The sequence below is a fragment of the Streptomyces sp. 8N616 genome (assembly GCF_052246385.1).
Classification (GTDB): Bacteria; Actinomycetota; Actinomycetes; order Streptomycetales; family Streptomycetaceae; genus Streptomyces.
Genome location: NZ_JBQQBY010000001.1, coordinates 120,530 through 133,408, shown reverse-complemented (window position 1 = coordinate 133,408; position 12,879 = coordinate 120,530). Strand labels below are relative to the sequence as shown.

Sequence of the window (12,879 nt, the reverse complement as noted above, 5' to 3'; positions counted from 1 at the left end):
CCGGCCGTGGATCAGCCGCCGAGCTCGTCCGCGCCCTTCTTGATGTCGGCCGCGAAGTGGCTCACCTCGGTGTAGACACCGGGCTTGCCCGGCCGGGCGCAGCCCTCGCCCCAGCTGACTATGCCGACCTGGACCCAGGCACCGCCGTCGTCCTTGCGGAACATCGGGCCGCCGGAGTCACCCTGGCAGGTGTCCACGCCGCCGGTGTCCATGAGACCGGCGCAGATCTCCTCGCCCTCCACCAGGTCCGGGTACGCGCCCTTGCAGGTGCCGTCGTCGACGAAGGGCACGGTGGCCTTCAGCAGGTACCGCTGCTGATTCCCGCCCTCCTTGTCGGCGCCCCAACCCGCGACGCCGAATTCGCCCTTGTCGTACGCGTTGCTCTCGGCGATCGGCAGGGTCGGGACGTTCTCGATCGGCTGGGCGAGCTTGATCAGCGCCCAGTCCTTGCCGGTGCCGTTGTAGCCCGGGGCCTGGAGGACCTCGGTGGACTTGACCTTGATCGCGTTCGAGTCCTGGAGGTCCACGACGCCCGCCGTGGCGGTGATGCTCGTGTCCGGACCGGAGCCGTCCACACAGTGGGCGGCCGTGAGCACGATCGTCTTGCTGTAGAGAGCGCCGCCACAGCCCATGGAGAGGCGGACCATCCACGGGAACTCGCCCTGCTCCGCGCGCGTTCCGCCGACGACGGGCGGTGCGGCGCTCGCGTCCGGCGCGGGCTGCGCCTGCGCCGACAGCGGCTGCAGGCTGAAGGCGGCCAGTGCGACTGCACCGGCGGCGACGCTTCTTCTGAGAGTCTTACCGAAGGTGTTCAACGGATGTCCTTTCGTGGGGGGTTTCGCGCAATTTCTGGCAGGCCCATGCCAACCAGGGAGACCTTGAAGGAACCCTGGGGATGAGTCCGCAAAAAGTGCCATTGGATTATCTGGATCGGGACGCGCGCATGACAAGGGGCCCCAACGGGCCAGATTCTTCGGGGCGTTCAGGCCAGCGGTGGCCGAGCGGGCTCCGGATCGCCGCCGACCGGCTCCGGAGACCCTCCGGCGCCCCGGCCGGAGCCCCTCCGGCCGGGCGCGATTTTCCTTGTCCCGTCCGGGACGACCGCACGTACAGTTGACGCGTGGGCGTGGGAACGGGCAGCGACGTGGTGCACGGCTATCCGCACATCGAGACCGTGCGGGAGTCCATCACCGCGATCTTCAAGCGGCTCTCGTACGACACCGTGCACACCTTCTCCACCAGCATCCTCCCCGCCGACGTGGCCTTCGCCGACATCGACGACCTCTACCTCGGGGTGCAGCGCGTGGCCCGCGCGATGGTGCAGCATCTGCGCCTGCCCGACGCCCGCATCATCGTGAGTTTCCGGGACATGCACCACGCCGCGAACGTCGAACTCGCCGCGGGCCCCGAGTACTTCATCGAGCTGAACAGCCGCTTCAAGACCCACCGCCAGGACATCGGCGCCGCCCTCGCGCACGAGGTGATGCATGTCTACCTGCACCGCCTCGATCTGGCTTTCGACGGCGTCCGCAACAACGAGATCCTGACCGACACCGCCACCGCGTACCTCGGCACGGGCTGGCTGCTGCTCGACGCCTTCCGCGAGGACGCCGTCTCCTCGCAGAAGCTCGGCTATCTCACCCCGGAGGAGTTCGGGTACGTCCTCGCCAAGCGCGCCATCGTCTTCGGCGAGGACCCGTCGCCCTGGTTCACCAGCCCGCAGGCGTACACCGCGTACACGGCGGGGAAGGCACTCGCGCTGCGCGACGGGCAGCAGCCGCCGCTGACCGCCTGCGGCTGGGCCGGACGCCGCCGGTACGCGCGGGACCGCCGGTCCGTGCAGGACCTGCGCGGGGCCGGGGCGGCGGTCAGCGCGCCCGCGTCCGGCAGCGGGTACGCCTTCGAGGGGCAGGCCCCGCTGCGGGTGACCTTCCCGTGTCCGACCTGCCACCAGCGCATCCGGGTGCCGGTACGGGGAAGAGTGCGGGCCCGCTGCGGGCTGTGCCGGACCGTTCTGGAATGCGACACCTGATACGACGACGATGCGCCGTCACGGTCCGTACGGCGCCGTTGACGCAAAGAGACGAAAGACGATCCTCCGCCGCCGACTCCCGCCCCCACTCGAGTCGCATCCCCGGGCCCGGCGGCGCACGCTGGATAACAGGTTGGAGGTCTGGCGATGAGCACGCTCGAAGAGCAGATCGACATCGACGTACCAGCGAAGGTTGCGTGGGACTGCCTGCACCGCGTGGAGGACTATCCGCGCTTCGTGGGCGGCGTCCGCAACGCCCGTACCGAGGGCGTACACCGCGCGCACCTGGACATCGACGCGGGCGACAGGGTTTACGGACTCGACACCGAGATACTCGACCGGGGCCAGGGCCGGTTGATGATGTGGCGGACCACGAACGGTGCCCACCTCCAGGGCACTTTCTCGGTCCTCCCGCTCGATCCGGAGCACACCCGCGTCCAGGTGCGGGTGGAGTACGACCCGGACACGGTCAAGGAGACGTTCGGCGGCCCGAAGGGATTCGCGCAGGCCAGTGCGATCGAACGGCTGGTCCGGGAAGACCTGCGGCAGTTCAAGGACCTGGCAGAGGAAGAACGAACGGAAGGGAAGGACTCGCCATGGCCACAGCAGAAACCCTGAGGGTCCGGGACATCATGACCGAGGGCACGCAGTGCATCGGCGAGAACGAGTCGATGCTCGACGCCGCACGCATGATGCGTGACCTGAACGTCGGAAGCCTCCCGATCTGCGGCACGGACGACCGGCTCAAGGGCATCATCACCGACCGCGACATCGTGGTGCAGTGTTGTGCCGAGGGCATGGACCTGTCGAAGACCAAGGCATCGCAGCTCTCGGGACCGCTGCACTGGATCGACGCCGACGCCCCCATCACCGAGTGCCTGGAGATGATGGAGACCCACCAGATCAAGCGGCTCCCGGTGATCGACGTCCGCGACAGCCACCGCCTGGTCGGGATGGTCAGCGAGCAGAACCTGGCGCGGAACATCAGCGACGACCAGCTCGCGGAGTTCGTGGAGCGGGTCTACGCCTGACGGCCGGTCCTGACGACGCGTCCTTACCGGAACCGCCCGCGGCGCCTGCCCCCGGTCGGGAGAGAGGCAGGCGCCGCGGTTCCGTCCGTACGCCGTTGTACGGAACGCTCGTGGCTCAGACCGTCAGCGCGCGGTCCGTCGGACGGATCGGGGCCGGGAGCGAGCTCGCGCCGGTGAGGAACCGGTCCACACCGCGGGCGGCGGAGCGGCCCTCGGCGATCGCCCAGACGATCAGTGACTGGCCGCGGCCCGCGTCACCGGCGACGAAGACGCCGGGCACGTTGGTCGCGAAGTCGGCGTCGCGCGCGATGTTGCCGCGGGCGTCCAGCTCAAGTCCGAACTGCTGGACCAGGCCGTTCTCCTGGTCCGTGCCGGTGAAGCCCATGGCCAGCGTGACGAGCTGGGCCGGGATCTTCCGCTCGGTTCCCGGCTTCTGCTCCAGCTTGCCGTCCTTGAACTCCACCTCGATCAGGTGCAGGAACTGCACGTTGCCGTCCTCGTCGCCCTCGAAGTGGGTGGTGGAGACGGAGTAGACCCGCTCGCCGCCCTCCTCGTGGGCCGAGGTGACCTTGTAGAGCATCGGGAAGGTCGGCCAGGGCTGGTTGGCGTTCCGCTCCTCGCCCGGCCTCGGCATGATCTCCAGCTGGGTGACGGAGGCCGCGCCCTGCCGGTGGGCCGTGCCGACGCAGTCCGCGCCGGTGTCGCCGCCGCCGATGACGACGACGTGCTTGCCCTCCGCGGTGATCGGCGGGGCGACGAAGTCGCCCTCCTGCACCTTGTTGGACAGCGGCAGGTACTCCATCGCCTGGTAGATCCCGGACAGCTCGCGCCCCGGCACCGGCAGGTCGCGCGCGGTGGTGGCACCGGCCGCGATGACGACCGCGTCATAGCGGTTGCGCAGCTTGGCCGCGTTGATGTCGCGGCCGATCTCCACGCCCGTACGGAACTTGGTGCCCTCCGCGCGCATCTGCTCGATGCGGCGGTTGATGTGGCGCTTCTCCATCTTGAACTCGGGGATGCCGTAGCGCAGCAGGCCGCCGATACGGTCGGCGCGCTCGTACACCGCGACGGTGTGGCCGGCCCGGGTCAGCTGCTGGGCGGCCGCGAGCCCTGCCGGGCCCGAGCCGATGACGGCGACGGTCTTGCCGGAGAGACGCTCCGGCTGCTGCGGGGTGACGTCACCGGTCTCCCACGCCTTGTCGATGATGGTGACCTCGACGTTCTTGATGGTCACCGCGGGCTGGTTGATGCCCAGCACGCAGGCCGACTCGCACGGGGCCGGGCACAGCCGCCCGGTGAACTCCGGGAAGTTGTTGGTGGCGTGCAGCCGCTCGCTGGCCTCGCTCCAGTCCTCGCGGTAGGCGAAGTCGTTCCACTCGGGAATGAGGTTCCCGAGCGGGCAGCCGTTGTGGCAGAACGGGATGCCGCAGTCCATGCAGCGGCCGGCCTGCTTGCTGATGATGGGCAGCAGCGAGCCCGGCTTGTAGACCTCGTTCCAGTCCTTGACGCGCTCCTCGACCGGACGGGTCTCGGCGACTTCGCGCCCGGTGGTCAGGAAGCCCTTGGGGTCAGCCATTGGTCGCCGCCTCCATCATCTTCTCGTGGGTCTCGGACTCGGAGAGCCCGGCTCGCTCGGCGGCGTCCTTGGCGGCGAGCACTGCCTTGTACGTGGCCGGCGTGACCTTGCTGAAGCGGGTCACGGCCGTGTCCCAGTCGACGAGGAGCTTCTCGGCGACGGTGGAGCCGGTCTCCTCGTGGTGGCGGCGCACGACATCGTGCAGCCACTGCCGGTCGTCGGCGTCCAGCGGCCCGACGGCCGGCACCAGGTCCTTGTTGACGTTGTCGGCGTCCAGGTCGATGACGTACGCGAAGCCGCCCGACATGCCGGCCGCGAAGTTGCGGCCGGTCGACCCGAGGACGACCGCGTTGCCACCGGTCATGTACTCGCAGCCGTGGTCGCCCACGCCCTCGGACACCACCGTCGCCCCGGAGTTGCGGACGCAGAAGCGCTCGCCGACCCGGCCGCGGAGGAAGATCTCGCCGCCGGTCGCGCCGTACGCGATGGTGTTGCCCGCGATGGTCGAGAACTCGGCCAGGTGGTCGGCGCCCCGGTCCGGGCGGACGACGAGGCGGCCGCCGGAGAGGCCCTTGCCGACGTAGTCGTTGGTGTCGCCCTCCAGGCGCAGGGTGACGCCGCGCGGCACGAAGGCGCCGAACGACTGGCCCGCGGAGCCGGTGAAGGTGATGTCGATGGTGTCGTCGGGCAGGCCCGCGCCACCGAACTTCTTCGTCACCTCGTGGCCCAGCATGGTGCCGACGGTGCGGTTGATGTTGCGGATGGCGACCTGCGCGCGGACGGGCTGCGCGTCCTCGGCGGTGTCCGCGGTCAGGGCGTCGGCCGCGAGCTTGATCAGCTCGTTGTCGAGCGCCTTCTCCAGACCGTGGTCCTGCTCGACGGCCTGGTGGCGTACGGCGCCGTCCGGCAGGTCCGGCACGTGCAGCAGCGGCTCGAGGTCCAGGCCCTGCGCCTTCCAGTGGTTCACGGCCCGCCGGGTGTCGAGGACCTCGGCGTGGCCGACGGCCTCCTCGAGCGTACGGAAGCCCAGCTCGGCCAGCAGCTCGCGGACCTCTTCGGCGATGAACTCGAAGAAGTTCACGACGAATTCGGCCTTGCCGTTGTACCGCTCGCGCAGCACCGGGTTCTGGGTGGCGATGCCGACCGGGCAGGTGTCCAGGTGGCAGACGCGCATCATCACGCAGCCGGAGACCACCAGCGGTGCGGTCGCGAAGCCGAATTCCTCGGCGCCGAGCAGCGCGGCGACGACCACGTCACGGCCGGTCTTCAGCTGGCCGTCGGTCTGCACGACGATACGGTCGCGCAGGCCGTTGAGCAGCAGCGTCTGCTGGGTCTCGGCCAGGCCCAGCTCCCAGGGGCCGCCCGCGTGCTTCAGCGAGGTGAGCGGCGAGGCGCCCGTACCGCCGTCGTGTCCCGAGATCAGCACGACGTCCGCGTGCGCCTTGGAGACACCGGCGGCGACGGTGCCGACTCCGACCTCCGAGACCAGCTTGACGTGAATGCGCGCCTGCGGGTTGGCGTTCTTCAGGTCGTGGATCAGCTGGGCCAGGTCCTCGATGGAGTAGATGTCGTGGTGCGGCGGCGGAGAGATGAGCCCCACGCCCGGCGTCGAGTGCCGGGTCTTGGCCACCCACGGGTACACCTTGTGCCCCGGCAGCTGGCCGCCCTCGCCGGGCTTCGCGCCCTGCGCCATCTTGATCTGGATGTCGTCGGAGTTGACCAGGTACTCGCTGGTCACGCCGAAGCGGCCGGAGGCGACCTGCTTGATCGCGGAGCGGCGGGCCGGGTCGTACAGACGGTCCGGGTCCTCGCCGCCCTCACCGGTGTTGGACTTGCCGCCCAGCCGGTTCATGGCGATGGCGAGGGTCTCGTGCGCCTCCTTGGAGATGGAGCCGTACGACATGGCGCCGGTGGAGAAGCGCTTGACGATCTCGCTGACCGGCTCGACCTCGTCGATCGAGATCGGCTCGCGGTCGCTCTTGAAGCCGAACAGGCCGCGCAGCGTCATCAGCCGCTCGGACTGGTGGTCCACGCGCTCGGTGTACTGCTTGAAGATGTCGTAGCGGCGGGAGCGCGTGGAGTGCTGCAGCCGGAAGACCGTCTCCGGGTCGAAGAGGTGCGGCTCGCCCTCGCGGCGCCACTGGTACTCGCCGCCGATGTCCAGCGTGCGGTGCGCCGGGGCGATGCCGGAGGCCGGATACGCCTTGGCGTGCCGCTCGGCGACCTCGCGGGCGATGACGTCCAGGCCCGCGCCGCCGATCTTCGTGGCGGTGCCGTGGAAGTACGCGTCCACGAACTCCTCGTCCAGACCGACCGCTTCGAAGACCTGCGCGCCGCGGTAGGAGGCGACGGTGGAGATGCCCATCTTGGACATCACCTTCAGCACGCCCTTGCCCAGCGCCTTGATGAGGTTCTTGATCGCGGTCTCGGCGTCGGCGCCGGGCAGGAAGGTGCCCGCGCGGACCAGGTCCTCGACCGACTCCATGGCGAGGTACGGGTTGACGGCCGCGGCACCGTAGCCGATGAGCAGCGCGACGTGGTGCACCTCGCGGACGTCACCGGCCTCGACCAGCAGCCCGACGTGGGTGCGCTGCTTCGTACGGATCAGGTGGTGGTGGACCGCGGAGGTGAGCAGCAGCGACGGGATCGGCGCGTGCTCGGCGTCCGAGTGCCGGTCGGAGAGCACGATGAGGCGGGCGCCGCCGGCGATGGCGGAGTCGGCCTCGGCGCAGATCTCGGCGATCCGGGCGGCCAGCGCCTCGCCTCCGCCGCCGACCCGGTAGAGGCCGGAGAGGGTCACGGCCTTGAAGCCGGGCAGGTCGCCGTCGGCGTTGATGTGGATGAGCTTGGCCAGCTCGTCGTTGTCGATCACCGGGAACGGCAGGGTGACGCTGCGGCAGGAGGCCGCGTTCGGCTCGAGCAGGTTGCCCTGCGGGCCGAGCGAGGAGATCAGCGAGGTGACGAGCTCCTCGCGGATGGCGTCCAGCGGCGGGTTGGTGACCTGCGCGAACAGCTGGGTGAAGTAGTCGAAGAGCAGCCGGGGGCGCTCGGACAGCGCGGCGATCGGCGAGTCGGTGCCCATCGAACCGATCGGCTCGGCGCCGGTCTTGGCCATCGGCGCGAGGAGGACGCGCAGCTCCTCCTCGGTGTAGCCGAAGGTCTGCTGGCGGCGGGTGACCGAGGCGTGGGTGTGGACGATGTGCTCGCGCTCGGGCAGGTCCTCGACGTCGATGAGCCCGGCCTCGAGCCACTCCTCGTAGGGCTGCTCGGCGGCGAGCTGCGCCTTGATCTCGTCGTCCTCGATGATGCGGTGCTCGGCGGTGTCGACGAGGAACATCCGGCCCGGCTGGAGGCGGCCCTTGCGGACGACCTTGGAGGGGTCGATGTCGAGCACGCCGACCTCGGAGGAGAGCACGACGAGGCCGTCGTCGGTGACCCAGTAGCGGCCGGGGCGCAGGCCGTTGCGGTCGAGTACGGCGCCGACCTGGGTGCCGTCGGTGAAGGTGACGCAGGCGGGGCCGTCCCAGGGCTCCATCATCGTGGAGTGGAAGCGGTAGAAGGCGCGGCGGGCCGGGTCCATGGAGGAGTGGTTCTCCCACGCCTCGGGGACCATCATCAGCACCGCGTGCGGCAGCGAGCGCCCGCCGAGGTGGAGCAGCTCCAGGACCTCGTCGAAGGACGCGGAGTCCGAGGCCCCGGGCGTACACACGGGGAAGGTCCGCTCGAGGGCCTTCTCCCCGAAGTGCTCGCTGGCCAGCATCGACTCGCGCGCCCGCATCCAGTTGCGGTTGCCCTGGACGGTGTTGATCTCGCCGTTGTGGGCGACGAACCGGTACGGGTGGGCCAGCGGCCAGCTCGGGAAGGTGTTCGTCGAGAAGCGCGAGTGGACCAGCGCGACGGCGGTGGCGAAGCGGCGGTCGGACAGGTCGGGGAAGAACGGCTCGAGCTGCCCGGTGGTGAGCATGCCCTTGTAGACGATGGTCCGCGCGGAGAGCGAGGGGAAGTAGACCCCGGACTCGCGCTCGGCGCGCTTGCGCAGCACGAACGCCTTGCGGTCGAGGGCGATGCCGCTCGCCGTACCGTCCCGGTCCGCGACGAACAGCTGGCGGAAGGCGGGCATGGTGGCGCGGGCGCCGCTGCCGAGCATCTCGGGGGCGACGGGCACCTCGCGCCAGCCGAGGACGCTCAGGCCCTCCTCGGCGGCGATGGTCTCGATGCGGGTGGCGGCGTCCGCGCCACCGGGGCCGTCCGCGGGCAGGAAGGCGATGCCGACGGCGTACGAGCCGGCCTCGGGCAGGGCGAATCCGACGGTCTCACGCAGGAAGGCGTCCGGGATCTGCAGCAGGATGCCCGCGCCGTCGCCGGAGTCCGGGTCGGAGCCGGTGGCACCGCGGTGCTCGAGGTTGCGCAGCACGGTGAGAGCCTGCTCCACGAGCTCGTGGCTGGCCTCGCCGGTGAGGGTGGCCACGAAGCCGACACCGCAGGCGTCGTGCTCGTTGCGCGGGTCGTACATTCCCTGCGGGGCGGGGCGCCCGTCCATGGGCGACCAGGCGGCAGTGGCGCCGCTGGTCGAGTGCGTGGACGCGGAACGCATCGGCTCTCCCGTCGTCGTCGTGGCAGTGTCAGTGCCGAGGGACGACGTTGGCCCTCTGCGCAGCAAATTTTCGTGCAGGTTACATGATGGCCCGCTTCTCGAGAAGCGGATGCTTCATTCCAACATGCGGACACCGCCCGGGTGCGGTGAGGAGGGGGGCGAACACGGACGGATCGACATCCGCTACCCCAGGGCGCTGAAGGCGACACTGCCTGAAGCGCTTCGGGCTCATGCCCATTCGTAAACGAGCTGAAACCGATGAGAAACCTGTGGCTGCGGCCGGACCGCCCGAGGCCCTGCCCGCCGTCCTGCGCCCGCGCTAACCGACGGCGGTGCCGAAGAGCACACCGAGCCCGTAGGTGACCGCAGCCGCGGCCCCACCCAGTATCAACTGTCGGAGCCCGCTGTACCACCACATGCGGGCCGTGACCCTGGCCACGACGGCGCCACAGGCGAAGAGCCCGAGCAGCGCCAGCAGGGCGGCGGGCCACAGCGTCGTGGCCCCGAGCAGGTACGGCAGTACGGGCAGCAGCGCGCCCAGTGCGAAGGACCCGAACGACGATACGGCCGCGACAGCCGGCGAGGGAAGGTCCGAGGGGTCGATCCCGAGCTCCTCCCTCGCATGGATCTCCAGCGCCTGCTCGGGATCCTTGGACAACTGCTTGGCGACCTCGCGCGCGAGCTTCGGCTCGACGCCCCGCGACTCGTACAGCGCGGCGAGCTCCTTCTGCTCGTCCTTGGGGTGGCTGCGCAGCTCGCGCCGCTCCACCTCCAGCTCGGCGAGGACCAGCTCGCGCTGGGAGGCGACGGAGGTGTACTCACCGGCGGCCATCGAGAAGGCCCCGGCGGCGAGCCCGGCGAGACCGGTGATCACGATGGTGCCGGACGACACGCTCCCCCCGGCGACGCCGCTGATCAGCGCGAGGTTGGAGACGAGCCCGTCCATGGCACCGAAGACCGCGGGGCGCAGCCAGCCACCGTTGACGTCGCGGTGGGTGTGGTTGTCGCGGTGCGCCTGGTGCAGATCGGCTGTGGAATCGATGACGGACATCGCCCCTGGTGCTCCTTCCTCCTCCGGAGTCCCCTGGGGTCCCCCCGGCTTTCCCCGGACCAACGGGCATCCGGGCTTGCGCCCTTGCCCCAACGCTTCGAAGGTACGCACGATTCCCCAAGATCCGCTAGCAAGGAAGGCCGAACTTACCGCCCTGACCTGCGACTTCTCCCGCGAAGAGCTTCAGCGGACCACGGGGGAGCGCCGCCGACCGCACGCTGCGGCGCCGCGCGCGACCGGGCGTTCCGGGCCGTCGGCCGCTTGCTGCGAGCTTCGGGGACACGGCGCAGCGTCACCGCCCTGTCACCGACCTGTCACCGCCCCGGGTGAGCTGCACGAAGCCGCGGACAGTCCGGTGCGGCGGAACCTCGGGCGGCCCTTGCGCCCCTGCCTGCGGCACCGGGTGAGCGTGGTGGCCTTCGGGTGGGGCCTTGGGCTGGGGCCGGACGCGGGACGGCCGCCGGTCCGCTTGGGCGGGCCGGCGGCCGTAAAGCCTGCGGCGTGAGCGGTCAGCGCTTCTTCGAGGCGCCTGCTTCCGCCTCCGAGGCGGAGTCCGCCTCGTCCTTCTCCGCGGCCGCGCCGCGGTCGGCATCCGCGTCGGCCTCGGCGGCGGGCTCGCCGTCCGCAGCCGGATCCGCGTCGCCGTCCGAGGCGGCCCCGGCCTCCGCCGGGTCGGCCTCGTCGGCCGCCGCGGAGCCGTCGCTCTGCGCCGCCTCCGCCTTCTCCGCCCGCGCGGCCTCCGCCGCCGGTTCGACCACGGTCTCGCGCCCCGGCCTGCGCCTCGCCGAGATGATCATGTAGGTGACGGCGGCCAGGAAGACGACGACCGACGTCCAGACGTTGAGCCGGACGCCCAGGATGTGGTGGGCCTCGTCGATGCGCATGTACTCGATCCAGCCGCGCCCCACCGTGTACGCGGCCACGTACAGCGCGAAAGCCCGCCCGTGCCCCAGCTTGAAGCGCCGGTCGGCCCAGAGGACCAGCAGCGCCACGCCCACGCACCACAGCGACTCGTACAGGAAGGTCGGGTGGTACGTCCCGGCGATCCGGCCGCTGTCCGGGTCGCCGTCGATCTTCAGCGCCCACGGCAGGTCGGTCGCCCGCCCGTACAGCTCCTGGTTGAACCAGTTGCCCCAGCGCCCGATCGCCTGGGCGAAGGCGATGCCGGGCGCGACCGCGTCCGCGTAGGCCGGGAGCGGGATCCCCCGGCGCCGGCAGCCGATCCACGCGCCGACCGCGCCCAGGGCGATCGCGCCCCAGATACCGAGGCCGCCCTCCCAGATCTTGAACGCGTCGACCCAGTTGCCGTCCTTGCCGAAGTACGGCTCGTACGTGGTGATCACGTGATAGAGGCGTCCGCCGACCAGGCCGAACGGCACCGCCCAGACGGCGATGTCCGCCACCGTCCCGGACAGGCCGCCCCGGGCGACCCACCGGCGGCCGCCGAGCCAGACGGCGAGGAAGACGCCGATGATGATGCAGAACGCGTAGCCGCGCAGCGGGACCGGTCCGAGGTGGATCACGCCGGTCGACGGGCTGGGAATGTATGCGAGGTCCATGGCAGATCCGAACCTACCGTGCGCCCGTACCCGCGGCCCAGCCCGGCCGCCACATCGGCGCCCGGCCGTATCGCTCGCCAGGACGCCGGATGCCGCCGTCTCCCCGGCGGGAACCCGGTCGGATCCCCGGTTGGATCCCCGGTTGGAGAGCGGCGGCATCCGGTGCGGCCCCACGATGCGACGCGTCAGGACTTCTGCTGCGCGGTGTCCTCGACCGTCTTCTTCAGCTTCTCCGGTGTCAGCGGGTCCTGCTGGTTGCTGTTGACGTCCTTGCCGTTGAGAAGGACCGTCGGCGTGCCCCGGTGGCCGGAGCTGGTGAAGGCGCTGTTGGACTTGTCCACCCAGCCGTCGTGGCTGCCCTCGTTCACGCACTTCCTGAACTCGGCCGTGGCCAGCCCTTCGACCTTGCCCGCCAGCTCGATCAGACGGCCCTTGTTGGCAAAGGCGTCGTCCTGCTCCGGCGGCTGGTTCCGGTAGAGCACGTCGTGGTACGCCTGGAACTTTCCGGCGTCCTGCGCGCACGCCGCGGCGTTGGCCGCGTTACGGGAGCCGCTGCCGCCCAGGTTGCCGTCGATGATCGTCGCCAGGTGGTACTCGGTCTTGAGCTGCCCTTTGTCCTGCAGCTCGTGGATCGTGTCCCGGAAGCCGTTCTCGAACTGGCCGCACGCCGGGCAGCGGAAGTCCTCGTAGACGGTGAGAGTGGACGGCGCCGAGGCCCTGCCGACCGGGATCGCGAGGCTGTCCTCGCCGTTCGCGCCCGTCGGCGCGACCACGGGCCCGTCCCCGTCACCCCCCGCCTGCGACACCGCGAAGCCGACACCCGCGGCGATACCGAGCACGGCGACGCCGGCCACGCCGACGATCAGCGCACGCCTGCGCTTCTCGCGGACCCGGTCCCGCTCGCGCTCTTCCTGCAGCCGCTCGCGTGCGCTGCGCTTACCCTCACGGTTCTTCTCGCTCACACCCGGGGAAACGAACCGGGGAGGCACCAGCGTGCCTCCCCGGTCACAGATCCACCCTTACGAGCTACCGCCCC

Annotated in this window: 9 protein-coding genes; 3 read left to right on the top strand and 6 right to left on the bottom strand. The window is 70.5% G+C overall.

Annotated features, from left to right (window positions below):
* Positions 1 to 11 precede the first annotated feature (11 nt).
* A complete protein-coding gene (locus ACTWQC_RS00595) occupies positions 12 to 815 on the bottom strand; it encodes a S1 family peptidase (protein ID WP_443313449.1) in 804 nt (267 codons plus the stop codon).
* 311 nt (positions 816 to 1,126) lie between these two features.
* On the opposite strand from ACTWQC_RS00595, the gene ACTWQC_RS00590 reads away from it, so the two are divergent.
* The 3 genes from ACTWQC_RS00590 (at position 1,127) to ACTWQC_RS00580 (ending at position 3,063) form a co-directional block, all read left to right on the top strand.
* Positions 1,127 to 2,032 (top strand): hypothetical protein, encoded by a 906-nt coding sequence (locus ACTWQC_RS00590; RefSeq protein ID WP_443313643.1) that lies wholly within the window; start codon positions 1,127 to 1,129, stop codon positions 2,030 to 2,032.
* Between the two features lie 147 nt (positions 2,033 to 2,179).
* Positions 2,180 to 2,650 carry an SRPBCC family protein gene (locus tag ACTWQC_RS00585; protein ID WP_443313448.1) on the top strand — a complete coding sequence of 157 codons (471 nt, stop codon included), beginning with the start codon at positions 2,180 to 2,182 and terminating at the stop codon, positions 2,648 to 2,650.
* On the top strand, positions 2,629 to 3,063 hold the full coding sequence (locus tag ACTWQC_RS00580) for a CBS domain-containing protein (protein ID WP_443313447.1): 435 nt from the start codon (positions 2,629 to 2,631) through the stop codon (positions 3,061 to 3,063). The genes ACTWQC_RS00585 and ACTWQC_RS00580 overlap by 22 nt, the downstream gene beginning before the upstream one ends.
* A gap of 115 nt (positions 3,064 to 3,178) precedes the next feature.
* Here the strand turns inward: ACTWQC_RS00580 and ACTWQC_RS00575 are convergent, their stop codons facing one another.
* The 5 genes from ACTWQC_RS00575 to ACTWQC_RS00555 all read right to left on the bottom strand — a co-directional run bounded on the left by ACTWQC_RS00575 (position 3,179) and on the right by ACTWQC_RS00555 (position 12,805).
* On the bottom strand, positions 3,179 to 4,639 hold the full coding sequence (locus ACTWQC_RS00575) for a glutamate synthase subunit beta (RefSeq protein WP_443313446.1): 1,461 nt from the start codon (positions 4,637 to 4,639) through the stop codon (positions 3,179 to 3,181).
* Complete coding sequence (gene gltB, locus ACTWQC_RS00570) at positions 4,632 to 9,233, bottom strand: glutamate synthase large subunit (RefSeq protein ID WP_443313445.1); 4,602 nt, start codon at positions 9,231 to 9,233, stop codon at positions 4,632 to 4,634. The genes ACTWQC_RS00575 and gltB overlap by 8 nt, the downstream gene beginning before the upstream one ends.
* A gap of 319 nt (positions 9,234 to 9,552) precedes the next feature.
* Positions 9,553 to 10,284, bottom strand: coding sequence for a VIT1/CCC1 transporter family protein (locus tag ACTWQC_RS00565; protein ID WP_443313444.1), 732 nt, complete (start codon positions 10,282 to 10,284; stop codon positions 9,553 to 9,555).
* A 509-nt stretch (positions 10,285 to 10,793) separates the two neighbouring features.
* Positions 10,794 to 11,843, bottom strand: coding sequence for a prolipoprotein diacylglyceryl transferase (lgt, locus tag ACTWQC_RS00560; protein WP_443313443.1), 1,050 nt, complete (start codon positions 11,841 to 11,843; stop codon positions 10,794 to 10,796).
* A 185-nt stretch (positions 11,844 to 12,028) separates the two neighbouring features.
* The gene (locus ACTWQC_RS00555; RefSeq protein ID WP_443313442.1) at positions 12,029 to 12,805 is read right to left on the bottom strand and encodes a DsbA family protein; all 777 of its coding nucleotides are present in this window, start codon (positions 12,803 to 12,805) and stop codon (positions 12,029 to 12,031) included.
* Between the last annotated feature and the right edge of the window lie 74 nt (positions 12,806 to 12,879).

Coding starts and splice junctions, on each gene's coding strand:
- ACTWQC_RS00585 (WP_443313448.1), top strand. CDS start 2,180: ATGAGCACGCTCGAAGAGCAGATCGACATCGACGTACCAGCGAAGGTT.
- ACTWQC_RS00580 (WP_443313447.1), top strand. CDS start 2,629: ATGGCCACAGCAGAAACCCTGAGGGTCCGGGACATCATGACCGAGGGC.
- ACTWQC_RS00575 (WP_443313446.1), bottom strand. CDS start 4,639: ATGGCTGACCCCAAGGGCTTCCTGACCACCGGGCGCGAAGTCGCCGAG.
- gltB (WP_443313445.1), bottom strand. CDS start 9,233: ATGCGTTCCGCGTCCACGCACTCGACCAGCGGCGCCACTGCCGCCTGG.
- ACTWQC_RS00565 (WP_443313444.1), bottom strand. CDS start 10,284: ATGTCCGTCATCGATTCCACAGCCGATCTGCACCAGGCGCACCGCGAC.
- lgt (WP_443313443.1), bottom strand. CDS start 11,843: ATGGACCTCGCATACATTCCCAGCCCGTCGACCGGCGTGATCCACCTC.